Source organism: Pseudomonas sp. FSL R10-0399 (assembly GCF_009600165.1).
Taxonomy (GTDB): Bacteria; Pseudomonadota; Gammaproteobacteria; order Pseudomonadales; family Pseudomonadaceae; genus Aquipseudomonas; species Aquipseudomonas helleri.
Genome location: NZ_WIWK01000033.1, coordinates 1 through 23,492, shown reverse-complemented (window position 1 = coordinate 23,492; position 23,492 = coordinate 1). Strand labels below are relative to the sequence as shown.

General features: G+C 57.3%; 21 protein-coding genes and 1 tRNA gene. 10 read left to right on the top strand and 12 right to left on the bottom strand.

Annotation, left to right across the window (positions count from 1 at the left end; translation table 11 throughout):
* Positions 1 to 11: 11 nt before the first annotated feature.
* Positions 12 to 2,591 (bottom strand): DNA mismatch repair protein MutS, encoded by a 2,580-nt coding sequence (mutS, locus tag GHO41_RS12035; protein ID WP_153433708.1) that lies wholly within the window; start codon positions 2,589 to 2,591, stop codon positions 12 to 14.
* A 192-nt stretch (positions 2,592 to 2,783) separates the two neighbouring features.
* On the opposite strand from mutS, the gene GHO41_RS12030 reads away from it, so the two are divergent.
* The 5 genes from GHO41_RS12030 (at position 2,784) to recX (ending at position 6,537) form a co-directional block, all read left to right on the top strand.
* Positions 2,784 to 3,518, top strand: a complete 735-nt coding sequence (locus GHO41_RS12030) for an XRE family transcriptional regulator (protein ID WP_153389871.1) — start codon at positions 2,784 to 2,786, stop codon at positions 3,516 to 3,518.
* A gap of 426 nt (positions 3,519 to 3,944) precedes the next feature.
* Positions 3,945 to 4,286, top strand: a complete 342-nt coding sequence (locus tag GHO41_RS12025; protein WP_048386556.1) for a phage holin family protein — start codon at positions 3,945 to 3,947, stop codon at positions 4,284 to 4,286.
* Positions 4,287 to 4,363: 77 nt separating this feature from the next.
* A complete protein-coding gene (locus GHO41_RS12020; protein WP_048369506.1) occupies positions 4,364 to 4,864 on the top strand; it encodes a CinA family protein in 501 nt (166 codons plus the stop codon).
* Positions 4,865 to 4,948: 84 nt separating this feature from the next.
* Positions 4,949 to 6,061 carry a recombinase RecA gene (gene recA, locus GHO41_RS12015; RefSeq protein ID WP_048369508.1) on the top strand — a complete coding sequence of 371 codons (1,113 nt, stop codon included), beginning with the start codon at positions 4,949 to 4,951 and terminating at the stop codon, positions 6,059 to 6,061.
* Between the two features lie 8 nt (positions 6,062 to 6,069).
* A complete protein-coding gene (gene recX, locus GHO41_RS12010; protein ID WP_153329550.1) occupies positions 6,070 to 6,537 on the top strand; it encodes a recombination regulator RecX in 468 nt (155 codons plus the stop codon).
* Positions 6,538 to 6,624: 87 nt separating this feature from the next.
* Here the strand turns inward: recX and GHO41_RS12005 are convergent, their stop codons facing one another.
* Together GHO41_RS12005 and GHO41_RS12000 are read right to left on the bottom strand one after the other, a co-directional pair.
* Positions 6,625 to 7,734 carry a TIGR00730 family Rossman fold protein gene (locus GHO41_RS12005; protein ID WP_153329548.1) on the bottom strand — a complete coding sequence of 370 codons (1,110 nt, stop codon included), beginning with the start codon at positions 7,732 to 7,734 and terminating at the stop codon, positions 6,625 to 6,627.
* Between the two features lie 198 nt (positions 7,735 to 7,932).
* On the bottom strand, positions 7,933 to 8,343 hold the full coding sequence (locus GHO41_RS12000) for a PA3611 family quorum-sensing-regulated virulence factor (RefSeq protein WP_048369514.1): 411 nt from the start codon (positions 8,341 to 8,343) through the stop codon (positions 7,933 to 7,935).
* Positions 8,344 to 8,572: 229 nt separating this feature from the next.
* Between GHO41_RS12000 and GHO41_RS11995 the strand changes: the two genes are divergently transcribed.
* The 3 genes from GHO41_RS11995 (at position 8,573) to GHO41_RS11985 (ending at position 10,709) form a co-directional block, all read left to right on the top strand.
* On the top strand, positions 8,573 to 9,319 hold the full coding sequence (locus GHO41_RS11995) for a tRNA-uridine aminocarboxypropyltransferase (protein ID WP_123751968.1): 747 nt from the start codon (positions 8,573 to 8,575) through the stop codon (positions 9,317 to 9,319).
* 301 nt (positions 9,320 to 9,620) lie between these two features.
* Positions 9,621 to 10,271 (top strand): response regulator transcription factor ErdR, encoded by a 651-nt coding sequence (erdR, locus tag GHO41_RS11990; protein WP_048369516.1) that lies wholly within the window; start codon positions 9,621 to 9,623, stop codon positions 10,269 to 10,271.
* Positions 10,272 to 10,346: 75 nt separating this feature from the next.
* Entirely contained in the window at positions 10,347 to 10,709 is a 363-nt protein-coding gene (locus GHO41_RS11985) for a diacylglycerol kinase (protein ID WP_048369518.1), read from the top strand.
* On the opposite strand, the gene GHO41_RS11980 is transcribed toward GHO41_RS11985, so the two are convergent.
* Complete coding sequence (locus tag GHO41_RS11980; protein WP_048369520.1) at positions 10,706 to 11,632, bottom strand: LysR family transcriptional regulator; 927 nt, start codon at positions 11,630 to 11,632, stop codon at positions 10,706 to 10,708. The genes GHO41_RS11985 and GHO41_RS11980 overlap by 4 nt on opposite strands.
* A gap of 117 nt (positions 11,633 to 11,749) precedes the next feature.
* On the opposite strand from GHO41_RS11980, the gene fpr reads away from it, so the two are divergent.
* A complete protein-coding gene (gene fpr, locus GHO41_RS11975) occupies positions 11,750 to 12,529 on the top strand; it encodes a ferredoxin-NADP reductase (RefSeq protein ID WP_048369522.1) in 780 nt (259 codons plus the stop codon).
* 108 nt (positions 12,530 to 12,637) lie between these two features.
* Here fpr and tsaA read toward each other — a convergent pair whose 3' ends face one another.
* From tsaA to rimO, 5 genes are all read right to left on the bottom strand, one after another.
* Positions 12,638 to 13,339 (bottom strand): tRNA (N6-threonylcarbamoyladenosine(37)-N6)-methyltransferase TrmO, encoded by a 702-nt coding sequence (tsaA, locus tag GHO41_RS11970; RefSeq protein ID WP_153433707.1) that lies wholly within the window; start codon positions 13,337 to 13,339, stop codon positions 12,638 to 12,640.
* Between the two features lie 112 nt (positions 13,340 to 13,451).
* Positions 13,452 to 13,913 carry a DUF1456 family protein gene (locus GHO41_RS11965; protein ID WP_153433706.1) on the bottom strand — a complete coding sequence of 154 codons (462 nt, stop codon included), beginning with the start codon at positions 13,911 to 13,913 and terminating at the stop codon, positions 13,452 to 13,454.
* Between the two features lie 75 nt (positions 13,914 to 13,988).
* A complete protein-coding gene (locus GHO41_RS11960; protein ID WP_048386573.1) occupies positions 13,989 to 14,699 on the bottom strand; it encodes an rRNA pseudouridine synthase in 711 nt (236 codons plus the stop codon).
* A 71-nt stretch (positions 14,700 to 14,770) separates the two neighbouring features.
* Positions 14,771 to 15,244: a GNAT family N-acetyltransferase gene (locus GHO41_RS11955; protein ID WP_153433705.1), complete on the bottom strand. Its 474-nt coding sequence runs from the start codon at positions 15,242 to 15,244 to the stop codon at positions 14,771 to 14,773.
* 104 nt (positions 15,245 to 15,348) lie between these two features.
* Complete coding sequence (rimO, locus tag GHO41_RS11950; protein ID WP_123751956.1) at positions 15,349 to 16,686, bottom strand: 30S ribosomal protein S12 methylthiotransferase RimO; 1,338 nt, start codon at positions 16,684 to 16,686, stop codon at positions 15,349 to 15,351.
* 309 nt (positions 16,687 to 16,995) lie between these two features.
* Between rimO and GHO41_RS11945 the strand changes: the two genes are divergently transcribed.
* Positions 16,996 to 18,897: a potassium transporter Kup gene (locus GHO41_RS11945; RefSeq protein WP_153433704.1), complete on the top strand. Its 1,902-nt coding sequence runs from the start codon at positions 16,996 to 16,998 to the stop codon at positions 18,895 to 18,897.
* 105 nt (positions 18,898 to 19,002) lie between these two features.
* Here the strand turns inward: GHO41_RS11945 and GHO41_RS11940 are convergent, their stop codons facing one another.
* The 3 genes from GHO41_RS11940 to GHO41_RS11930 all read right to left on the bottom strand — a co-directional run bounded on the left by GHO41_RS11940 (position 19,003) and on the right by GHO41_RS11930 (position 23,259).
* Positions 19,003 to 20,283: a virulence factor family protein gene (locus tag GHO41_RS11940; RefSeq protein WP_048369610.1), complete on the bottom strand. Its 1,281-nt coding sequence runs from the start codon at positions 20,281 to 20,283 to the stop codon at positions 19,003 to 19,005.
* On the bottom strand, positions 20,283 to 22,925 hold the full coding sequence (mprF, locus tag GHO41_RS11935) for a bifunctional lysylphosphatidylglycerol flippase/synthetase MprF (protein ID WP_153433703.1): 2,643 nt from the start codon (positions 22,923 to 22,925) through the stop codon (positions 20,283 to 20,285). The genes GHO41_RS11940 and mprF overlap by 1 nt, the downstream gene beginning before the upstream one ends.
* Positions 22,926 to 23,182: 257 nt before the next feature.
* A tRNA-Met gene (locus GHO41_RS11930) sits at positions 23,183 to 23,259 on the bottom strand.
* Between the last annotated feature and the right edge of the window lie 233 nt (positions 23,260 to 23,492).

Below are 23,492 nucleotides of genomic sequence, written 5' to 3'. Positions count from 1 at the left end.
TCTAGCAGCTTTTAAAGGCGTGTCTTTAATGTGTAGAGCAAATCAAGTGCTTTACGCGGCGTCATGTTGTCCAGATCGAGCTTGGACAGGTCATCCAGTACGGGGTGCGGCAGGCTGGTAAACAGATCGCTTTGCTGCGGTACTGCTTTCTTGCCAGGTGCTGGTCGCGGTACTTCATGAGGCAGGCTGGTCGTTTCGAGTCGGCTCAAATGTTCACGTGCCCGGGTGATGACATTGGCTGGAACCCCGGCCAATTGTGCAACGGCCAAACCATAGCTTTGACTGGCCGGGCCTGGCAAGACATGGTGCAAAAACACGATGCGTTCATTGTGTTCGGTTGCGCTCAAATGCACGTTGGCGACCAGCGGTTCGTTCTCGGGCAGAACGGTCAGCTCAAAGTAGTGCGTGGCAAACAGGGTGTAAGCGCGCAAGTGAGCGAGGCGTTCAGCGGCCGCCCACGCCAGGGATAAGCCATCGAAGGTACTGGTGCCGCGGCCCACCTCATCCATCAGCACCAGGCTGCGATCGGTCGCGTTGTGCAGAATATTGGCTGTTTCGCTCATTTCCACCATAAAGGTAGAGCGACCGCCTGCCAGGTCATCGCTGGAGCCGATCCGGGTGAAGATCCGGTCGACCAGTGACAGTTCGCAGCTGGCAGCCGGTACAAAGCTACCGATATGGGCCAGCAAGACGATCAATGCGGTCTGGCGCATGTAGGTCGATTTACCGCCCATGTTAGGACCGGTGATCACCAGCATGCGGGTTTTGTCATCCAGCGCCAGATCGTTGGCCACAAACGGTGTTGTCAGTACTTGCTCGACCACCGGGTGACGGCCCTGCTCGATACGCATGCACGGCTCGTCGACGAAGCGCGGGCAGTTCAAGTCCAGGTTCAGTGCGCGTTCGGCCAGGTTGCTCAGCACATCGAGCTCGGCCAGCGCGGCGGCAGTGTCCTGCAAGGGCGGCAACTCGCCGATCAGGGTTTCCAGCAGCGCCTCGTAGAGCATCTTTTCGCGGGCCAGCGCGCGGCTTTTGGCCGACAGGGCTTTATCTTCGAAGGCTTTTAGCTCTGGCGTGATAAAGCGCTCAGCGCCTTTGAGGGTTTGCCGGCGAATGTAGTCAGCAGGTGCTTGTTCGGCCTGTTTGCTCGGCAGCTCGATAAAGTAGCCGTGCACGCGGTTATAACCCACCTTGAGGTGGCTCAGGCCGGTTCGGGCTTTTTCACGTGCTTCAAGATCAATCAGGAACTGCCCGGCGTTCTCGCTCAGCGATTGCAGTTCATCCAGCTCGGCGTCATAACCGGTTTTCAGCACGCCGCCGTCACGGATCACTGCGGGCGGGTTGTCATTGATGGCTTTTTCCAGCAGCGCCGCCAGTTCCGGGTAGGTGCTGGTGACGGTGGCCAGATGTTGCAGGTGTGGGGCTTCGAGGCCGATCATCGCATCTTGCAGTTCAGGCAGGGCACCCAGGGCATCACGCAAGCGCGCCAGATCTCGCGGGCGAGCATTGCGCAGGCCGATACGCGCCAGAATCCGCTCCAGATCGCCGATCTCTTTAAGCTGCGGTTGCAGTTTCTCAAAGCGATAGCCATCGAGCAGGCAGGTAATCGATGACTGACGGGCCAACAGCACGCTCAAGTCACGCAGCGGGCGGTTCAGCCAGCGGGTCAGCAGGCGGCTGCCCATCGAGGTCTGGCAACGGTCGACCACCGATTGCAAGGTGTTGTCGCGACCACCGGCCAGGTTGGTATCCAGTTCCAGATTGCGACGGCTGGCGCCATCCAGCACCACGGTGTCATCCAGACGCTCATGGCGCAGGCTACGCAAATGGGGCAGGGCGGTGCGCTGGGTTTCTTTGGCGTAGCTGAGCAAGCAACCGGCAGCGCCAATTGCCAGGGTCAGGTTTTCGCAACCAAAGCCTTTTAGGTCTTGGGTCGAAAACTGCTGGCACAGGCTTTTAAATGCCGAATCACGTTCAAAGTCCCACGGCGCGCGGCGACGAACGCCACGGCGTTTTTCGGCAGGCAGGCCTTGCGGCCAGTCGTCCGGAATCATCAGCTCCACCGGGTTGATGCGTTCCAGTTCGGCCAACAGGTTTTCCCAGCCTTTAATCTCCAGCACCGAGAAATTGCCGCTGGTAATGTCCATCACCGCCAGGCCAAACAGACGCTCATCGCCCAGTACGGCGGCAATCAGGTTGTCACGGCGTTCATCCAGAAGCGCTTCATCGCTGACGGTGCCCGGCGTGATGATACGCACCACTTGACGCTCGACCGGGCCCTTGCTGGTTGCCGGGTCGCCGATCTGCTCGCAAATCACTACCGACTCACCTAGCTTGACCAACTTGGCCAAGTAGCCTTCGGCAGCGTGATAAGGAATACCGCACATCGGAATCGCCTGCCCGGCCGACTGCCCGCGAGCCGTCAGGGTGATGTCCAGCAACTTGGCGGCCTTCTTCGCGTCTTCATAGAAAATCTCGTAGAAGTCGCCCATGCGATAGAACATCAACTGATCGGGGTGCTGGTTTTTGAGGCGCCAGTACTGCTGCATCATCGGCGTGTGTGAAGACAGGTCGGAAGTATTCTTACTCATGAGAAGGCTTAGGCGGATTCGATTAAAAGGTGGGTGAAAAGCGGGCGTCAGGCGCGGCTGTTTCGCAATGGGCGCAAGGTTAACATGTCAGCCCCCCGCATCTACAGGTGCGTGCCGGGCGTGCTGACGCGTTGCTATAAATAGAAGAAATAGCATTTGCCATCTATAAACACGCCCAGCACTATTCCCGGCATGTCCAAACGAAATGTTTCAACGGTCTTGAAAGAACTGCTTGCCCGGCACCAGATCAGCGCGATGACGCTGCATCGGAGCACGGGAGTCCCGCAGTCCACACTCTCGCGAATTTTGAGCGGGAAAATTGTCGATCCTTCCGACAGACATATCTCCAAAATTGCCGAGTACTTCCACATCAGCACTGATCGTCTGAGGGGACGGGATGATCGCGCCGGCTCAGGCTTTTCTGACAATCCACCCAGGCATGCTGAGTTGCGTGACATCTCGTTGTGGGATGACGACACCCCCGTGGCCGATGACGAAGTGTCCATTGCGTTCTTGCGCCAGGTCGAATTGGCCGCGGGTTCGGGGCGTTTTGCCATTGAAGAGAGCGAGCGGGCCAAGTTACGGTTCGGCAAGCGCAGCCTGCGCCACAACGGCGTGGAGTTTGACCAGGCAAAGTGTGTGACGGTACGCGGTGAAAGCATGCTTCCGGTGCTGCGTGACGGCGCCACGGTGGGCGTCAATGTCGGCAAGCGCTCACTTGAGGAGGTCATCGACGGTGACCTGTATGCGCTCAATCACAACGGCCAGTTGCGCGTGAAACAGTTGTATCGTCTGGCCTGTGGCATTCGTTTGCGTAGTTTTAATCGCGATGAATACCCCGATGAGGACTATGACTACTGTGATCTGGAGGATGAGCAACTGGTAATTTTGGGCCACGTCTTCTGGTGGGGCATGTACGCTCGCTAGCCTGCAGTTTTAAGAATGAGCCCACGTCTAAGTGCAATGCTGTTCACATAAGCGAAAGCGAACCCTGTAGGAGCGAGCTTGTCTCGCGATCTTTTGACCTTTTAAAAGCTCGCGAGACAAGCTCGCTCCTACAGTTACTCGTACGCATCTCATAAGTGAACAGCATTACACGTCTAAGTGGGCTTTTTCGTGCTTATTGAAAGACTGATCGCACTGCTCACGTTGCCTTTTCTGGCTGATAGCAGCGTTCAAAACAAATATATGCATTGGTGCATTGACTGTATATCCATACATGCATAGTCTTTGTCTCATCGCGGTTCCCCGATCTGACTCGCGCAGGGATGCAACGCGGCGGGCAGCGCGCCCGCTGTTCAGCTCAGGCCAGAGACTGGCTTTTATCAGTAAGGATTCAGGAGTGATGGCACGATGAATGAGCCGCAAATATTGCAGGATATGCCGCTGCTGCTGGTCATCCTTCTCGCTTTGGTGGGCGGCGTCTTTGGCGAGATGTGGCGCGCTGATAAAGAAGGTGCCAGCGGCTGGCTGCTGGTCCGGCGGCTGGCGTTACGTTCCGGTGCCTGCATGGTGTGTGGTGTTTCCACCTTTATGTTGTTGTACGCCGCCGGGATGTCGATTCTGGCGGCTGGCGCCTTTGGTTGCTTGACCGCGCTGGCGGGGGCCGATGCTGCAATTAGCGTGTATCAACGCTGGGCAGCCAAGCGCCTGGGGGTCGACAGCGCAGCGCCGGACTCGCGTAGCGAACGCTAGGCTTGGGCGGCATCGCCTTGCAACGCTCACCGGCTCGTGTAGGTTATGGCGCTTGGGCGTACCCACAGGAGAACCTCATGGACCCACTCTCTCAACTGGCGGCTGAACTTGGGCGCCATCTACAGACTCTTAACGCTCACGTGACAACCGCCGAGTCGTGCACGGGCGGGGGTATTGCAGAAGCCATCACCCGTATCGCCGGCAGTTCTGCCTGGTTCGAGGCGGGGTTTGTGACCTATTCCAATCAGCAAAAGACCCGGCAGCTTGATGTGCCGCAGGCGCTGTTTACTCAGGTTGGAGCCGTGAGCCGTGAAGTGGTCGAGGCGATGGTCCGCGGCGCGCAGGCGCACAGTGATGCACGCTTTGCTGTCGCCGTCAGTGGCGTCGCCGGCCCGGGCGGCGGTTCGCCAGAGAAACCGGTGGGCACGGTCTGGCTGGCGTGGGGCGTTGGTGACGAGGTGACGGCCGAGTGCAGGCACTTCCCGGGTGATCGCGATGAGGTCCGTCGACAAACCGTTATTGCGGCGCTGGAAGGCCTAATACGCCGAACGGTACGAGAAATAGAAAATCAGGGGTAGGCGATCGTTTAACCCTGTGGAATAATACTGGCTACTTATACAGTTATCGGCCGTCATGGCCTTATTGATTTTGAGAGGACTTTAATGGACGACAACAAGAAGAAAGCCTTGGCTGCGGCCCTGGGTCAGATCGAACGTCAATTCGGCAAAGGCGCCGTCATGTTGATGGGCGATCAAGATCGCCAGCCAATCCCTGCTATCTCTACAGGTTCGCTGGGTCTGGACATCGCGCTGGGCATTGGCGGTCTGCCAAAAGGCCGTATTGTTGAAATCTACGGTCCAGAGTCCTCGGGTAAAACCACCCTGACGTTGTCTGTGATTGCACAAGCGCAAAAAGCGGGTGCAACCTGTGCCTTCGTTGACGCCGAGCACGCGCTTGACCCTGAATATGCGGGCAAGCTGGGTGTGAACGTCGATGACCTGCTGGTTTCCCAGCCCGATACGGGCGAGCAGGCGCTGGAAATTACCGACATGCTGGTGCGTTCCAACGCCGTTGACGTGATCATCATCGACTCCGTGGCCGCGCTGACCCCTAAAGCTGAAATTGAAGGCGATATGGGCGACGCACACGTGGGCTTGCAAGCCCGTTTGATGTCGCAAGCACTGCGTAAAATCACCGGTAACATCAAAAACGCCAACTGCCTGGTGATCTTCATCAACCAGATCCGTATGAAGATCGGCGTAATGTTCGGTAGCCCGGAAACCACTACCGGTGGTAACGCCCTGAAGTTCTACTCGTCTGTTCGTCTGGACATCCGTCGTACGGGTGCCGTGAAAGAAGGCGACGTGGTGGTGGGTAGCGAAACCCGCGTCAAAGTGGTCAAGAACAAAGTGGCACCGCCATTCCGTCAGGCCGAGTTCCAGATTCTTTACGGCAAGGGCATCTACCTCAACGGTGAGATGATCGACCTGGGCGTATTGCACGGCTTCGTTGAAAAAGCGGGTGCCTGGTACAGCTACAACGGCAACAAAATTGGTCAGGGCAAGGCGAACTCCGCCAAGTTCCTGGACGATAACCCGGACATCAAGGACGCCCTCGAGAAACAACTGCGCGCCAAGCTGTTGGGCCCAAAAACTGACAGCGAGCTGGCCGAGCTGAAAGTTATGCCGAAAATGAGCAAGGCTGCCAAAGCGGCTGCTGAAGAAGCAGAAGCGGCAGAAATCGAGTTCGAAAACTCTGCAGAAAACGATAACTGATACAACTCATGACTGTCGTTTTGGATAACCTCGTCGCGGTGCGACGAGCTGCAATGGACCTGCTCGCGCGACGCGAGCATGGTCGAGTCGAGCTGATACGTAAGTTGCGTCAGCGCGGAGCTTGCCCCGACATGATCGACATCGCCCTCGACCGTTTAACGGAAGAAGGGCTGTTGTCGGAGTCGCGTTACCTCGAAAGCTATATCAATTACCGTGCAGGCTCTGGCTATGGCCCTTTGCGTATTCGCGAAGAGCTTGGGCAACGCGGTTTGTCGCGTGGCGATATTGAAGAGGCGTTGCGCGAGAGTGGCTTTAACTGGCAAGAACAGCTTGAAGACACCTGGCGTCGCAAGTTCGCAGGCAAGTTGCCCGAAGATGCAAAAGAGCGTGCCCGCCAAGGCCGCTTCTTGAGTTATCGCGGTTATACGATGGACATGATTGGTCGCGTATTAAGCGGCCGAGAATTCGACGACTAGCGACTACCCCGTAGTCGCTGCCGAAGGATGCGATGGGTCGCGCAGCGGCCCTGTTTCTAATCCAGACACCCAACTCTGACGTCAGCCTTATTCCGCCAGCGATTCACACTCTGCCGACGTGGCTGCCATGTCGGTCATTTCCCAGTGTTGCGGCAGATTGATAAAGTCGACCAACTCCCGCAAACGTCCCTGATTACGCCCGCTGAATGCAAAGCTCAAACGGTATAAGTTGAGTGACGCGTCATGGTCTATGCCGTCATCCGACGACTGACAAAACCCATTACTCAAGCAGATATCGGCGAATGCTTTTTGGATATGCGCCAGCGCGTGCACATTGAGCGGGTACTTCATGCGCACAACGAACGTTTTATTCAGCCAGCGGGTTGAATGGAAGTTGTTATAAAACTGATTGATCTCAGCCAATGCCTCTTCGGCACTGTAGGTAAAGCGCATCAGTTTCAGATCGTTAGGCAGAATGTACTGATTGGCTTCCAGCTCGTTGTGGACGAACTCCAGCGCACTTTTCCAATAGGTGCCGCCCGGCATGTCCAGCAACACGATGGGCACCAAAGGAGACTTGCCGGTTTGAATCAGCGTCAAGACTTCCAAGGCTTCATCCAGCGTGCCAAAGCCACCAGGGCACATGACCAGAGCGTCTGCCTCCTTGATGAAAAACAGCTTGCGGGTGAAGAAGAAGTGGAAGGCCAGCAGGTTGGCAGAGCCATTGATCGTCGGGTTGGCGCGCTGCTCAAAAGGCAGGGTGATATTGAACCCCAGGCTGTGTTCAAGCCCCGCGCCTTCGTGGGCGGCGCCCATGATGCCAGCACCGCCTCCGGTAATGACCATCATGTCGGCGCGTGCCAGTGTCGCACCCACTTCACGGGCCAGTGCATACAGCGGGTGTTCTACCGGGGTGCGTGCCGATCCGAAGACCGTGACTTTGCGGCGGCCTTTGAAGGTTTGCAGTACACGGAAGGTTTTTTCCAGCTCGCGAACAGCTTGCAACATGATCTTGGCGTTCCAGCGATCAAGATCATCGTGGGCCATGCGCAAAACAGTGAACAACATTTCGCGATACAGCGGCCGGTTGGGGCTGTCGGGTGCGACAAGCTGCAACTGCGCGTCCACGTGTTGAGCGAGGTCGAGGCCCTGGCCCTCGAAATACAGGGGCAGGGAATCACTGGATTGATCGGGCATGCATTACTCCTTCAACACAACATCCTTTAAAACGCCGCACGTGGGGCTGCCCCCCAAGACACAGCGTGTCACCATCATGCCTTGATAATGGTCCTGAGTTGTTGGCGCTGGCAACCGCTAATTGGCTGATGTAAATGAAGAATTGGAGAGGAGGAGGGTGCACGCCATTGTTATCAACGGCGTGCAACAGACGCGGAATCAGCCTTTGCGCTTGCAGTTATCGGCGCGGATGTCTTGGGTCAGTACCGATTTGTTATTGCCGTATTCCCGGATGTCGAAGCGCATGGTGGCACCACGGGCCAACAGTTTGCGGAAATTGGGGTCGCTGCAAACGCTACGGCCTAGCTGCGGGACGGCCAACTCGGGAGCAGAGCGCATTTTGGCGGCCATGTTCGGGCTGGCTTCCAGGCTGTTGATCAGTACGGTGCCATCAACCGTGAAGCCTTTATCCAGCAAATCGGGGCTGATAGCCCGTGGTTTCCCAACGTTGCTGGCTTCTGCGGTCGCTTGCAGGGACTTGTTCAGATTGAATTCTGCAAGAGAGGCCGCTTGCGCGCCCAAAGGCAGTGCCAGCATTAAGGCTACGGTTGGAATAATAGTGCGCAACATGAAACTCTCCTGTTGTACGTGACGCAGGCTTTGACCCACCATCGATCTGTGCGTTCAGTGGCGCAGGAGTATAGGTCAGCATTGTGTGTCAGGAAATGCCCGTGGTCATGGTTTGGCATGCAGGCGTGCGGCCTCTGGTAGACTGCGCGCCTTCCTCTATTGAATCCGCTTCTGCGCCAAACCGTGGCGAATCAGCGGTTGCTGGCGTAAGTAAAAACCCATGACCTTGATGACCTTTTCCCCTAACGCTGTAGCCCGTTTGCGAGACGAGCGCGAAGAGGAAAGCACTAAACCTTATTTGGCGCGTGGCTCTCGTGCACCGCGTTGCCATACCTGCCGTGTGATTGAAAGCCATTGCCTGTGCCGGTGGCGGCCAAAGGTCAACACGCGCGCGGGCGTTTGCTTGCTCATGACTAAAAAGGAAGTGTTCAAGCCGAGTAATACCGGCTGGTTAATCGCGGACGTGGTCAGCGACAACTTCGCCTTTATCTGGTCGCGTACTGAAACCGATAAAGACCTGCTGGCGTTGTTGGCTGATCCGCAGTGGCAGCCTTATCTGGTGTTTCCCGGCGAGTATGTAGCAGCTGAGCGAGTCACCCACACCGTCGAAGTCGACAGCAGCAAGCGGCCGCTGTTTATTCTGCTGGATGCGACCTGGACTGAAGCGCGCAAGATCTTTCGCAAAAGCCCGTATCTGGATGGTTTGCCGATCCTGAGCCTTTTGCCTGAAAAGCTCTCACGCTACCGGTTGCGTCGTTCAACGCGCAGTGAGCATTTGTGTACCGCCGAAGTGGCCAGTTTGTGCCTTGATCTGGCTGGCGATACGCAAGCATCGGCTGCCCTGGATGCGTACTTTGATGTGTTCAGCCAGCATTACCTGGATGCCAAAAACCAGTTGCCGGTGAATGAGTCGAGTACAGCGCATCAAGAACTGGGCTTTTTTGTAAAAGACCTTTCTCAGATCCGGGCTCAATAGACTAAAGAAGTAGCGCTACAATTTTCGAAGCGAAATAAGCGGCTGGCCCCATTCCATTTGAATGCTGGCGCAGTAATGGCTGTTACTGGACCTTGGTGTCAGGTTTTACGCTTGACCCTACAGTTTTGGCTGGGCATGCTTGGCGCCGATTCGGCGGCAGATGCTGCTCAAACGCTTATAAGTTCTAACTTCTAGCGTAAATCTTGCCCTTTGATGCACAGTTTTCAAACTGTTGCTCGAGTTGCCTTAGCGGGTTCTGGTTTTAAACTTGGCCCGCCTGAAAAACAGGATCATTTAAACAATGGCCACATACGAAATCCTGATTGCTGATGACCATCCGTTGTTTCGCAGTGCCTTGCACCAGGCCGTTGCCCTGGGTTTGGGCTCTGATGTTCGCTTGGTCGAGGTCGCCAGTATTGCCGAGCTGGAAAAACAGCTGGCGATAAAGGCCGATTGGGATCTGGTGCTGCTCGACTTGAACATGCCAGGTGCTTACGGTTTCTCCGGGTTGGTGTTGTTGCGCGGTCAGTACCCGCAAATCCCGGTGGTGATGGTGTCTGCTCAAGAAGAGGCCTCGGTCATGGTGCGCTCGCGAGAGTTTGGCGCCAGTGGCTTTATTCCTAAATCCAGTTCAATGGAAGCCATTCAAAACGCTGTGCGCACGGTACTGGATGGCGATGTTTCCTGGCCGCCCCAAGCCTTTGAAGAAGTGCCGGTTTCGGCAGAAGCCAAAGCGGCCAGCGAAGGCTTGGCCAGCCTGACACCTCAACAGTTCCGGGTTTTGACCATGGTTTGCGAGGGGTTGCTGAACAAGCAGATCGCCTACGAGTTGAGCGTTTCGGAAGCGACGATCAAAGCGCATGTGACAGCGATTTTCCGCAAGTTGGGGGTGCGTACCCGCACTCAGGCCGCGCTGCTGCTGCAACAACTCGAATCTATATCGAGCCATTAAACTGTCAAACTTCACGCATTTTTGACGCGGCCTGATTTAGCTTTTTCCACTCATTTTTTACGCAGTTGCCTATCTATGTCACCTTTCAAGGGTAAAACCGGATTTAAACGGATTTTGAATGCTGGCGGTTACTCGCTGGACGGTTTGCGTGCAGCGTTTACCGGTGAGGCGGCATTTCGCCAATTGGTGCTGCTCAATGTGGTGCTGATCCCGCTGACGTTCCTCCTGGATGTCAGCCGGGTCGAGCGAGCACTGCTGATAGCGGTATGCCTGTTGGCGTTGATTGTCGAGCTGCTTAACTCAGCCATTGAAGCGGCGATCGATCGAATTTCCCTCGACTTGCACCCGCTGTCAAAGAACGCCAAGGACATGGGCAGCGCCGCACAGTTTGTCGTGCTGACCCTGATTGCCGTGGTGTGGGCGGTGATTCTGCTTTAAGCGATCGCAGGCAGAACAATTTCGTCGCTGCGCTGAACCCCGGCGGTAAAGGCGCGGCACAGCTCCAGAAATTCGCGCATGGCGGAGGTTTGATACTTCTTCTTGTGCCAGATAAAGAAAAACTGCCGCGCCAGATCCAGGTCAGGGGTTTCGACCGCTACCAGGCTGCCGCGACGGAAAGCGTCACGCAGTGCCAGGCGCGAGATACAACCGATGCCCAAGCCGGACTCAACGGCCCGCTTGATCGCTTCGGTGTGTTCCAGCTCAAGGCGGATGTTAAGCGCGCTTTGATGATGGCGCATGGCTTGATCGAACGTGAGGCGCGTGCCCGAACCTTGTTCACGTAAAATCCAGGCTTCGCGGGTCAGTTCTTCGAGGGTGGCATGCCCACGGGCGGCCAGTGGGTGTTGAGGGGCGCAAAAGACTACCAGCTCGTCTTCAACCCAGCTCTGAACGTCGATGTCCGGGTGGCTGCAGTCGCCTTCGATCAGACCCAGATCAATTTCATAGTGAGCAACTTGTTGCACGATATGAGCGGTGTTTTGGACAATCAGTTTGACCTGGCTTTCCGGGTGAGCCTGCATGAAGCTGCCAATCAGCAAGGTTGCCAGGTAATTGCCAATCGTCAGGGTCGCGCCGACGGTCAGTGAGCCAAAGCCGGACTTGCCGTTAAGCAAGTCTTCGATTTCCTTGGCCTGGTCCAGCAAGGCGACGGCCTGTGGCAATAACTGCCGACCCAGGGCGTTGAGGCTTAAGCGCTTGCCCGCGCGGTCGAACAGTTGGCAACTGGTCTGTCGCTCCAGTTCGGTGATTGAGGTACTGGCTGCCGATTGTGAAAGGGCCAACAAGCCTGCCGCACGGGACACGCTCTCTTGTTGGGCGACGGTAACGAACACCTGGAGTTGTCTGAGAGTAAATCGCATATCGATATAACCGATAACCCTTATCTTAATAATTCAGTTAACAGATATTGTCGTCGCCATTAGAATGCTGTGCAATTGCGCTCATAGTCAGCGCTGGCGAATTTAGGAGCCCCGTACATGAGCAACATGAACCACGAACGTGTCCTCAGTGTTCACCACTGGAACGACACCCTTTTCAGTTTCAAGTGCACCCGTGATCCGGGCCTGCGCTTTGAGAACGGTCAGTTCGTGATGATCGGCCTGCAACAGCCCAATGGCCGTCCGCTTATGCGCGCCTACTCCATTGCCAGCCCGAACTGGGAAGAGCATCTGGAGTTCTTCAGCATCAAGGTGCCGGATGGTCCGTTGACCTCCCAGTTGCAGCATTTGAAAGAAGGCGACGAGATCATCATCAGCAAGAAGCCTACGGGTACGCTGGTGCTGGACGACTTGAAGCCTGGCAAGCATCTGTACCTGCTGAGCACGGGCACTGGCCTGGCTCCTTTCATGAGCGTGATTCAGGACCCGGAAACCTACGAGCGTTTCGAAAAAGTGATCCTGTGCCATGGCGTGCGTTACGTCAACGAAGTTGCGTACCGCGAGTTCATCACCGAGCACCTGCCGCAGAACGAATTCTTCGGTGAAGCGCTGCGTGACAAGCTGATCTACTACCCAACCGTGACCCGCGAGCCGTTTGAAAACCAGGGCCGTCTGACTGACCTGATGCGCAGCGGCAAACTGTTCAGCGACATCGGCCTGCCGCCGATCAACCCGCAGGACGACCGTGCCATGCTGTGCGGCAGCCCAAGCATGCTCGACGAAACCAGCGAAGTGCTGAACAGCTTCGGCCTGACCGTTTCGCCACGTATGCGTGAGCCGGGTGATTACCTGATCGAGCGCGCCTTCGTCGAGAAGTAAGCGTCGCTGCACAAAAAAGCCCGCGTACCTCAAGGTAGCGCGGGCTTTTTATTGTTGGCGACGACAGGACCTGTAGCAGCTCGCCTCGCGATCCCTTGATCCTGGTGCTTAACCCTGGCTGGCTAAAACAACCTCAAGCACACGAATCACCCCCGGCTCCGGATAATGCCAGCGCACATCCAGATCCCAGAACTGCGCACCGTATTCACGCTCGGCAGTCGGCGTTTGGTAAGCCGGGCGTGGGTCTTGCGCCAGGCATTGCTCAATCAGCGCCACCAACGGTTCCTGCAAGCGCAACCCATGGGCGTGCGCCTCGTGCAGCGCTGAGTCAGCCCACTGCACGGGGATCAGCACCGGCGCCGCGCTGGCCATGCTGTTGCTCGCACTGCTGATAATGTCGGCGTAGGGCACATACGGCTTGATATCGAGAATCGGCGTCCCGTCGAGCAGGTCAATGCCCGAAATGTGCAAGCGACCGGCTTCGACCTTATCCAGTTTGACCACCGACTGGCCGATTCCATTGGGCCGGTGAGTCGCGCGGGTGGCAAACACCCCCATGGACTTATTGCCGCCCAGGCGTGGCGGGCGCACCTTAAGCCGGGGCTTGTCTTCCAGTGCCTGGTGAAACACAAACAACAGCCACACATGACTGGCCTGCTCAAGGCCTTGCACGGCATCGCCTTGGTCAAAGGGCGCAACCAGCTCCAGAACACCCCTGGCAGCGGGTGCCAGTTGGGGTTGTCGCGGGATGGCAAACTTCTCCTTGAAACAGGAGCGCACAAAGCCGACAGGCGAGACGGTGTAGGGCATGGTCGCGGGCTCCCAGCGATGAGCTGCAAGTTTTAAGCTGCAAGCTAATAGCGGCAAATATTCTGATTCAGGCTTTTGACTTTATCTTGCAGCTTGTAGCTCAACGCTTCTTTTAAGCTCTAACCCGCAGGGTTAGCCCCTTCAAGAAGTTACGCAGCAACTGGTCGCCACAGGTGCGGTAGTTGTTGTGGCCAAATTTGCGAAACAGAGCGCTCAGTTCTGGTTTGGATACCGGGAAATCAACCGACTTGAGGATCGCGTGCATGTCGTCCTCTTTCAGTTCGAACGCCACGCGCAGTTTTTTCAGGATGATGTTGTTGGTCACAGGCAGTTCAACCGGCTGCGCTGGACGGCTATCGTCCTTGCCGCGCTTGAAGATCACCAGGCCGTCAAGAAAGTGCGCCATGACGTTGTCCGGGCAGCGAACAAAGCCTTCTTCTTCGTCTTTTTTGAGGTAGGTTTCGATGTCAGCTTTGGTGACGTCCAGACCGCCCAGTTTGATGATCTCGACAACTTTGTTGTCGCTGATGTCTAGCATGTAGCGCACGCTGCGCAGTACGTCGTTATGAATCATGTGGGTAATCCTGATAATCAGCAGTGAGCACCGCAGGCAAGGCTGCGGTGTCGAAATAGGTGGGCGCGGCCGTGTTTAGAACTTTTCTTTGGCCGTCATGTAGCGCCATTGGCCAACGGGCAGCTTGCCCATCGAGACGCCGCCAATACGAATCCGGCGAATCGAAATAACGGTGAGGCCTACGGCCTGGCAGAACAATGCAATCACGCCCGGTTGCGGGTTCTTCATGGCAAAGCGTAGGCGGTTTTCACTCTGCCAGCTGGCTTTGACCGCAGGCAGCTCGCGACCTTTGTAGGTCAGGCCGTGGTTGAGCCGGTTGAGGCCATGGGGAGCCATCTCGCCCGATACCTCGACCACATACTCCTGCTCGATCTTGCTGGCATCGGCGGTCAGCTTGCGGACGATTTTCCAGTCCTGGGTAAACACCAGCAAACCGCTGGCGTTGGCTTGCAGCTCGTTGCCCACGCTCAAACGCAGAAAGTGACCTTTAAGCGGGCGCTTGCCGAAGCGGTGCTCTTCGCTCAGGGTTTGTGGGCTGAGCAGTTGCATGGCGCTGTCAGTGTCCAGGCCCGCCGGTGCATTGAGCAACAGGGTCACAGGCTCTGGCGCCGTGGCCTTGGCTTGCGGATCAAGTTCGACCTTTTGCTGGTCGACCTTGAATTGCGGTTCGTCGATGACTTCGCCATCTACCGTGACCCAGCCACCTTCAATGAACAGTTCGGCCTCACGGCGCGAGCAGCCGACGAGTTCGATGAGGCGTTTGGAGAGACGTATCGGTTCAGACATGACAGGGGCCGTAATGGAATTGGGCGGCTATTGTACCCGCCTGGCGCCGGTTAAGCCCGGCAACATTTGCCTTAACTGCGCGCCAGCGGCTTTTGGCGTTTGTAGCGCAGGTGCAGCAACGGATAAGGCTGGCCCAGGCCGTCGTTTTCGCAGCGCCCGACCACCTCAAAACCCTGTTTAAAGTAAAAGCCAATGGCTTGAGGGTTTTGCTCATTGACGTCCAGCCTCTCGGCATTCAGCTCGTTGATGGCGAACAAAAGCAGGCACTTGCCGACGCCTTGGCCGCGGTAGTCAGGGTGGATGAAGAGCATTTCAACTTTGCCGGCGGCAACCCCGGCGAAGCCTGCAATGCGCTTGCTGGAAGGGTCTTTACAGCAAATCAGCATCACCGCGTCCAGGTACTGGCTGATGACCAGTTGGCGCAGCAAGACAATGTAGCTGTCGGGTAAAAAATCATGGGTGGCTCGAACGGACGCTTCCCACACCTCGGTTAATGCTTCGAAATCTCTGAGACGTGGCGTTTGGATGGCCCATTGTTGTTTCATCGTGCGTGTCTCCGACACTGATGATTGAGGAGCCTCCTAACAATAGCCGTAAAAAAAGCCCTGACGCATTGGCGGCAGGGCTTTTTTTAAGCGCGGCGTGTGGCTTACAACGCTTCAGCCCACAAGTCGTACTCGTCGGCGTCGGTCACGCGGCACATGATCTTGTCGCCCGGCTTGATGTCTTTTTCGGTGGCGATAAACACGTTGCCGTCGATTTCCGGGGCGTCGAAGAAGCAGCGGCCAACAGCGCCTTGCTCGTCAACTTCGTCGATCAGGACTTCAATTTCCTTGCCGATCTTCAGTTGTAGGCGTGCCGCACTGATAGCTTGCTGGTGCGCCATAAAGCGCTCCCAACGGTCCTGTTTGACGTCGTCCGGTACGATGGCAGCGTCCAGCAGGTTGGCCGGGGCGCCTTCAACGGGCGAGTACTGGAAGCAACCTACGCGGTCCAGTTGCGCTTCTGTCAGCCAGTCCAGCAGGTACTGGAAGTCTTCTTCTGTTTCACCCGGGAAGCCGACGATAAAGGTCGAACGGATGATCAGTTCCGGGCAGATCTCGCGCCAGTTTTTGATGCGGGCCAGGGTCTTGTCTTCAAAGGCCGGGCGTTTCATGGCCTTGAGTACTTTAGGGCTGGCGTGCTGGAACGGGATGTCCAGGTACGGCAGGATCTTGCCGGCCGCCATCAACGGGATCAACTCGTCAACGTGCGGGTACGGGTACACGTAATGCAGGCGAACCCAGACACCCAGTGTGCTCAAGGCTTCGCACAGTTCGGTCATGCGGGTCTTGACCGGCGCGCCGTTCCAGAAACCGGTGCGGTATTTGACGTCGACGCCGTAGGCGCTGGTGTCCTGGGAAATTACCAGCAGCTCTTTAACCCCGGCTTTAACCAGGCGCTGAGCTTCGTCCAGTACATCGCCCACCGGACGGCTGACCAATTTGCCGCGCATCGAAGGAATGATGCAGAAGCTGCAGCTATGGTTACAGCCTTCAGAAATTTTCAGGTACGCGTAATGGCGCGGCGTCAGCTTGATGCCTTGTGGCGGCACCAGGTCGATCAGCGGGTTGTGGTCCTGACGGGGCGGCACCACTTCGTGAACCGCGTTGACCACTTGCTCGTACTGCTGAGGGCCGGTCACGGCGAGCACGCTCGGGTGCACGTCGCGGATGTTGCCTTCTTCGACGCCCATGCAGCCGGTCACGATGACCTTGCCGTTTTCCTTGATGGCTTCGCCGATGACTTCCAGCGATTCAGCCTTGGCGCTGTCGATAAAGCCGCAGGTGTTGACCACCACGACGTCGGCGTCCTGGTAGGTGGAAACAACGTCGTAGCCTTCCATGCGCAGTTGCGTAAGGATGCGCTCGGAGTCGACCAGCGCTTTCGGGCAACCCAAGGAAACAAAGCCAACCTTAGGGTTGGCTGGCGTGGTAACGGTGGACATGGCGAACCTCGGTATGTAGTGACGTTACATGCCCGTAAAGGCTGCACGACGAACGGGCGCTTGGAGTTTGCGCGCCTCTGATCAAAAAAAGTGCGCAATTTTAGCTATGGTGAACGCACTTGACCAGCGTTATACGGGGATTTACGACGAGTGCTGCGCTATGCTGCGCGCCGTTGCGAAACCCGCTTTTTAACGAAGCTGATTTCGTAGGTAAAAGTCGTGGCTAACAGTCAGAAAATCAGAGCATGCTGCACACCAAATGCGGCGCTCGCCATTAAGAAACACGGTCCAAAGTCGTAGGAGTGGTTAATGGGGCATGTCAGTAGTCCGGCAACAGAAGACGGTCACTCAAAGGCAAAACCTATCGGAATGCTGGTTGCCGCGGTTGGCGTGGTATATGGCGATATCGGTACCAGCCCGCTGTACACCCTTAAAGAGGTGTTTACCGGCGGGTATGGCGTACAGGTTAACCACGATGGTGTCTTCGGCATTTTGGCGTTGATCCTGTGGTCGCTGATCTGGGTGGTCTCGATCAAGTACGTGCTGTTTATCCTGCGCGCCGACAACGAAGGCGAGGGCGGGATCATGGCCCTTACTGCGCTGGCGCGCCGCGCGGCCTCGCCTTATCCCAAGTTGCGCACGGTGCTGGTAATTCTGGGGTTGATTGGCGCTTCGCTGTTCTATGGCGACAGCATGATTACCCCGGCCATTTCCGTGTTGTCGGCGGTTGAAGGTCTGGAGCTGGCGTTTGCCGGGTTGGATCGCTGGGTCGTGCCGCTGGCGCTGATTGTGCTGATCGCGCTGTTTTTGATTCAGCGTCGCGGCACGGCCACACTCGGCAAGCTGTTCGGGCCGATCATGGTGCTGTGGTTTGTGGTGCTCGGTGGCCTGGGGATTCATGGCATCGCTCATCACCCGGAGGTGCTTAACGCGCTGAACCCGGTGTGGGGCGTGCGTTTCTTTGTCTCGCACCCGGGCATGGGGGTGGCGATTCTGGGCGCGGTGGTGCTGGCGTTGACCGGTGCTGAAGCGCTGTACGCCGACATGGGCCACTTTGGGCGCAAGCCGATTGCCCGCGCCTGGTTCATTCTGGTGCTGCCTGCGCTGGTGCTCAATTACTTCGGCCAAGGGGCTTTGCTTCTGGAAAACCCGGAAGCGGCGCGTAACCCGTTCTACCTGCTGGCACCAAGCTGGGCGTTGATCCCTCTGGTGGGGCTGGCCACGCTGGCCACCGTTATTGCCTCTCAGGCAGTGATTTCCGGGGCCTTCTCGTTGACCCGCCAGGCCATTCAACTGGGCTACATCCCGCGCATGCACATTCAGCACACGTCCAGTGCCGAGCAGGGGCAGATCTATATCGGCGCGGTGAACTGGTCGTTGATGGTCGGGGTTATTTTGCTGGTGTTGGGCTTTGAGTCGTCGGGCGCCCTGGCGTCGGCCTACGGTGTGGCCGTGACCGGGACCATGTTGATCACCAGTATTCTGGTGTCGGCGGTCATGCTCATGCTGTGGAAGTGGCCACCTGTGTTGGCGGTGCCGGTGTTGGTCGGCTTTCTGCTGGTTGACGGCCTGTTCTTCGCCGCCAACGTACCGAAAATCGTCCAGGGCGGTGCCTTCCCGGTTTTGGCGGGGATCGTGCTGTTTATCCTGATGACCACCTGGCGGCGTGGCAAACAATTGCTGGTGGATCGTCTGGATGAAAGCGCGTTGCCGCTGCCGCTGTTTATCAGCAGCATCCGTGTTCAGCCGCCGCATCGGGTGCAAGGTACAGCGGTGTTCCTGACCGCCCGGCCGGACGCAGTGCCGCACGCGCTATTACATAATCTGCTGCACAACCAGGTGCTGCATGAGCAAGTGGTTTTGCTCACCGTGGTCAACGAAGACACGCCGCGCGTGCCTGCGCAGCGGCGGTTTGAAGTGGATGCTTACGGTGAGGGGTTCTTCCGGGTCATCTTGCACTTTGGCTTTATGGATGAAACGGACGTGCCCGAGGCGCTCAAACTGTGCCATCTCGACGAGCTGGACTTCAGCCCGATGCGCACGACCTACTTCCTGAGCCGCGAGACGGTCATTGCTTCCAAGCTGGTGGGTATGGCGCGTTGGCGGGAAGGGTTGTTTGCCTTCATGTTGAAGAACGCCAACAGCAACTTGCGCTTCTTTAACCTGCCGGTAAACCGGGTGATCGAACTGGGAACCCAGGTCGAGATGTAAGCCGTCCTGTAGCGACGTTAAAACTCTGTAGGAGCGAGCGTGTCTCGCGATCTTTTAAGATCAAAAGATCGCGAGGCAAGCTCGCTCCTACAGGGGTTGCGTGTGTTACGGGGCAGTAGCCTGATGCTTTTTGATCATGTCTACCAGGCGTTGAGCCAGGGCCGGGTAGTTTTCGTCGAAGTGGTGACCGCCTGGCAGCTTGACGCTTTCGCCTACAGTCGTTTTGGCCGTGCAGCCGCTTTCGTCTGTCTCTTCGGCGCCATAGATGCACACCACTTTGTTGGCTGGCAGCTTGGACATTTCTTCGCCGGTATCGGCTTCAGCGCCTGCTTTGCCGAGCCAGCCATCAACGTGAATCTCAAAGCTGCCACTGCGGGCGAAGGCCAACAGGATAATCGCGTCTACGCGTTTCTGTTCGGCTTCAGGCAGGCGATTGAACGTGGCCGGCAGAACGTCTGCACCAAATGAGTAGCCGACCAGAACAAAGCGCTGGGTGCCCCACTTTTGACGGTAGTGCTGCATCAATTCAGTCAGGTCGGTAGCGCTTTGTTCCGGAGTCTTGTGCTGCCAGTAGTAACGCAGCATGTCGATACCGACCACCGGATAACCGATCTTGGCCATCTCGCCGGCCACGTCACGGTCCAGGTCGCGCCAGCCGCCATCACCCGACAGGAACAGCGTCACTGTGCTGTTTTGCTGGCCTGCAGGCACTTCAACCACAGGCATGTTCAGCCCGCCGTTGTTGTCGCCAACCAGAATCTTGCGCAGTTCGTTGCTCAATACCTGAGGGAAGTGAATGTCATAGTCGCTGATGCTGGTCTGAGCGTTCGGCTGATCACGTACGAAAGCAGCGCTAGGGTCGTCAGGGTTGTCGTTCCAGGCCACCAGCCAGTTACCGTGTGCAGCAGATTTAGGCACGGGCAGCGTGCAGCCAGGTTGCTCAAGCGCAAAACCTACCGACACGGCTTGCGCCTTGTCGTTGGTTTGCTCGGCCAGCCAGCGCCAGGCCAGGGTTGCGCCAGGGCCGATGCCGCTAACCAGCGTAGGTGGGCCTTTCAACTGTTGCAGTGCCGTTTGCAGGGCTTGCTGCTGCAGGGTGCAGTCTTCCTTGGGCAGAATGACCTGTACCAATTGCGCCTTGCCGCCACGGCTCAGCGCCGAGAGTTGAGCGTCGGTCAGGGCCTCTTCGGCCGGTGTTGCAATCACCACTTGGGCCCGCGCGGTCTGGCCAGGTGTCACTTTGGTCAGGGTCGAGCCATCGGCTTGGCTCAGGTGCTCAACCGTCGGCTCGGGGGCCGGGCGATTCCAGAACCAATAGCCGCCGGCTGCCAGCGCAGCCAGTATCACCAGAATTAACAGCAAAAAACGCCAGGAACGATGTTTCATTAACGTTTCACCAATCCAGTCAAGCCGCCTGCAATCAGGGCGGCGGTATCAGCCAGCGCTACCAGCGGGTCAAGTCCGGCAGGCACGGCCATATAACGAGGTTCCCAGTCGGGCTGGAATTTGTCTTTAAAGCGACGTAAACCCTGGAAGTTGTACAGGTGCTCACCGCGCTGGAACAGCATTGACCCTAGACGCTGAGTCAATGGCGCGCCACGACGGGGTTGGAGGCCAGACAATGGGACCATTCCCAGGCTAAAACGTGCGTATCCATGCTTTTTATAATGCTGAATCAGGCCGACCATCATGTACTCCATGGTCAGTTTCGGCGCTTGCGGGTGGGCGCGCATCAAGTCGAGGCTCGACAGCTCATGGCTGTGAGTTTCAAGCAAGTTGGCAAAGGCCACGGGCTTGCCTTCAAAACGGATGATGGCAACGCGGAAGTGCTTGATGTAATCCTCACTGAAGCGTCCGAGCGAGAAGCCTTTTTCCCGGACATTCTTGCCGGTCAGCCATGCATCGGAAATAACCTTCAGCTCATCCATGGGCGCTTCGCCCGGTTCGTGGATCTCCAGCGACAGGCCGTCGCGGGTGCCGCGGTTCCAGGTGTAGCGCAGGTCTTTCATCTCTTTGCCCTTGGCGTCGAGATCAAAGCGGTGCAGGTCAACCCGGGCTTCTTCGCCCAATTTGATCGCAGTCAGGCCGATGTCCATATAGAACGGCAGGTTCTCGGCGCGCACTTGATAAAACACAGGGCGGGCGTGGAAGGTGTCGCACAAGTCACGGAACTGCCAGATCAGCTCGGCGCGCTGTTGCGCAGGGCCGATGGGGTCGTACAGCGCAACCAGGCTGCGGCCGCGGCGGGCGTACATCAAGAACGCGCTGTCGTCCGGGTGGAACAGCAAGGCTTTGTCGCCGGTCAGGGCCAGGCCGCCATCTGGCTGGTCTGAAGCCAGCAAAATCTTCTCGGCGCGCTCCAGTTCGCTAGCATCCGGCAAGTGGATGGTAGGGCGCGCTGTGCGCAGCAACCAGGTCAGGGCCACGATCACCAGCAGCACCGCCGCGCCCATCAGCGAGCGCAGGCCGCGTGGGGCATCCGAGTCGAGAGTGAATTGCCACCAGAGCTGATGGCTGTACGGCACATCCTGATAGGCAAACAGCAGCAGCCACACCGAAGCGCCGAGTACGCAGGCACTGGCCACCAGATACAACGGTGAAAACGGCAGCTCGGTCAGGCGGCTCGGACGATAGAACGAGCGGCGGAACAGGCCCAGCAGGCTCGCGGTCAGGACCAGAATGCATGCCTCTTCCCAGTCGAAGCCTTTAAGCAGAGACAGTACGGCGCCGACCAGCAGCAGGATCGTGGTCAGCATCCAGGCTGCCGACAGTCGACGACGCAGGCCTTGGGCCAGCAACAGACAGAGCACGCCGATTAAGCTGGCGCCGAAGTGCGAGGCGTCAATCAGACGGTGAGGGATCAGAAAACCGATGTGTTCAAGGCGGGTATCGATTTCCGGAGTGGCCCCGGAAAACAGCAGAACCACGCCCGACATAAACACCAATACCGCCAGAATCGGCGCGGCAAGGCCGGAGGCCACGCGCAAACTTTGGCGGGTCTGAATCAGGCGCTGGGCTTCATTGATCAGCAGCATCAGGCAGGCAAGCAGCAGCGGCAAGATCACGTAGATCAAGCGATACAGCAGCAGCGCGGCGGCCAAAGGTGCAGCGCCGAGTTTGTCGGCAAAGGCAGCCAGCAAAATCGCTTCAAAAACCCCGACACCGCCCGGTACGTGGCTGAGTACACCGGCGGCCAGCGCCAGCAAGTAAACCAGCATGAAGGCGCCAAACGGCGGCGCTTCGGGAAGCAGCAAATACAGCACCGTGGCTGCTGCGGCGACGTCCAGCGCGGTAATCACAAATTGCAGCAGGGTCAGCCGTGCGCTTGGCAGGCGCAGGGTGCGGCGTCCAGCTTTGACCAGTAGGTTGTCCGGGATGGGTTGTTCAGGCAGGCGACGGCGATAAATGCCCAGCGCCAGCAAGCCAAACAGCAACAGCACGGCGACTGAAATGGCCGCCAGAATGTAAACCGGAATATGCAGGGCGGCGGAGGCGGCAGGCAGGTTGCTGAGGGTTGCCAGCGCAGCGAGCGGCGGCAAGGCGCAGCCCAAAGACAAGCTGGCAAACAGCGTCATGTGCGCGACTTCAGAGGCCCCTACGCCATGGCGTGCGTACAAACGATAGCGCACAGAGCCGCCGGACAAGAGCGACAGGCCTATGGCGTTACCAATGGCAAAGGCGGTAAATCCGCCCAGTGCCAGGGTTCTGGGCGGCAGTTTGACGCCGGCATAGCGACTGGCAGACCACTCGTACCCGAGCAAAATCACAAAACCTACAGCTGTTGCAGCCACGGCACCGAGCAGGGCGGGCCTGGGGACGTCCATGATGGAGTCGTGCAAGGCGTACAGGTCGAGTTCGCTGAGCAGATGGCGGCAGGCAATCAGGGCTATGGCGAACAGAAGCAGGGTGAGCGCGAGTCCAATGGGTTGGCGGTACTTGCTCAGCAGGTCCAGTAAATGCAGGCGTTTGGCTGCAATCGGGTGGGCTGCTGAAGCGGGTTCTTTAAGTTCTGGCGAGTTATCGGGCATCAATCACCTCGTGAATCGTGCGCGATAGGATGGAGGCATAGACTCAAGTTACCAATCCTTTTGGTCAAAATATTTCAAAATACTTTCAACTGTTTGCTTGATGTTCAGGTTTGGCATGTGAAAAAAAGGTAATTGCTACCGCTCAGCATAGACGAGCCAATCTTCAGATAGATGACAGAACCTTTAATCGCAGGAGAGAAATACTTTTTGATCACGCACAAAAAAGGCCACTCTTTCGAGTAGCCTTTTTCGATGTTTGGTTGCGGGAGCCGGATTTGAACCGACGACCTTCGGGTTATGAGCCCGACGAGCTACCAGACTGCTCCATCCCGCGTCTGTGTGGGCGCATTCTACAGAGGCGCGCTGAGTTGTCAACCTTAAATCACCTAAGCGATTGAATTATCCGGTTTTAATGCCTTTCTCCCGGCTACGGGAGGAGGGTGGAAAACACTCAGGCACAAAAAAGGCCACTCTTTCGAGCAGCCTTTTAATGTTTGGTTGCGGGAGCCGGATTTGAACCGACGACCTTCGGGTTATGAGCCCGACGAGCTACCAGACTGCTCCATC

Bases quoted from the DNA above. Each gene is read 5' to 3' on its own strand.
- GHO41_RS11960 (WP_048386573.1), bottom strand. From the start codon at position 14,699: ATGTCTGAACCGATACGTCTCTCCAAACGCCTCATCGAACTCGTCGGC.
- recA (WP_048369508.1), top strand. From the start codon at position 4,949: ATGGACGACAACAAGAAGAAAGCCTTGGCTGCGGCCCTGGGTCAGATC.
- GHO41_RS12000 (WP_048369514.1), bottom strand. From the start codon at position 8,343: ATGTTGCGCACTATTATTCCAACCGTAGCCTTAATGCTGGCACTGCCT.
- GHO41_RS11985 (WP_048369518.1), top strand. From the start codon at position 10,347: ATGTCACCTTTCAAGGGTAAAACCGGATTTAAACGGATTTTGAATGCT.
- rimO (WP_123751956.1), bottom strand. From the start codon at position 16,686: ATGTCCACCGTTACCACGCCAGCCAACCCTAAGGTTGGCTTTGTTTCC.
- GHO41_RS11940 (WP_048369610.1), bottom strand. From the start codon at position 20,283: ATGAAACATCGTTCCTGGCGTTTTTTGCTGTTAATTCTGGTGATACTG.
- GHO41_RS12025 (WP_048386556.1), top strand. From the start codon at position 3,945: ATGAATGAGCCGCAAATATTGCAGGATATGCCGCTGCTGCTGGTCATC.
- GHO41_RS12020 (WP_048369506.1), top strand. From the start codon at position 4,364: ATGGACCCACTCTCTCAACTGGCGGCTGAACTTGGGCGCCATCTACAG.
- GHO41_RS11980 (WP_048369520.1), bottom strand. From the start codon at position 11,632: ATGCGATTTACTCTCAGACAACTCCAGGTGTTCGTTACCGTCGCCCAA.
- GHO41_RS11945 (WP_153433704.1), top strand. From the start codon at position 16,996: ATGGGGCATGTCAGTAGTCCGGCAACAGAAGACGGTCACTCAAAGGCA.
- fpr (WP_048369522.1), top strand. From the start codon at position 11,750: ATGAGCAACATGAACCACGAACGTGTCCTCAGTGTTCACCACTGGAAC.
- GHO41_RS11955 (WP_153433705.1), bottom strand. From the start codon at position 15,244: ATGAAACAACAATGGGCCATCCAAACGCCACGTCTCAGAGATTTCGAA.
- GHO41_RS12030 (WP_153389871.1), top strand. From the start codon at position 2,784: ATGTCCAAACGAAATGTTTCAACGGTCTTGAAAGAACTGCTTGCCCGG.
- tsaA (WP_153433707.1), bottom strand. From the start codon at position 13,339: ATGCCCTACACCGTCTCGCCTGTCGGCTTTGTGCGCTCCTGTTTCAAG.
- recX (WP_153329550.1), top strand. From the start codon at position 6,070: ATGACTGTCGTTTTGGATAACCTCGTCGCGGTGCGACGAGCTGCAATG.
- erdR (WP_048369516.1), top strand. From the start codon at position 9,621: ATGGCCACATACGAAATCCTGATTGCTGATGACCATCCGTTGTTTCGC.
- GHO41_RS11995 (WP_123751968.1), top strand. From the start codon at position 8,573: ATGACCTTTTCCCCTAACGCTGTAGCCCGTTTGCGAGACGAGCGCGAA.
- GHO41_RS11965 (WP_153433706.1), bottom strand. From the start codon at position 13,913: ATGATTCATAACGACGTACTGCGCAGCGTGCGCTACATGCTAGACATC.
- GHO41_RS12005 (WP_153329548.1), bottom strand. From the start codon at position 7,734: ATGCCCGATCAATCCAGTGATTCCCTGCCCCTGTATTTCGAGGGCCAG.
- mutS (WP_153433708.1), bottom strand. From the start codon at position 2,591: ATGAGTAAGAATACTTCCGACCTGTCTTCACACACGCCGATGATGCAG.
- mprF (WP_153433703.1), bottom strand. From the start codon at position 22,925: ATGCCCGATAACTCGCCAGAACTTAAAGAACCCGCTTCAGCAGCCCAC.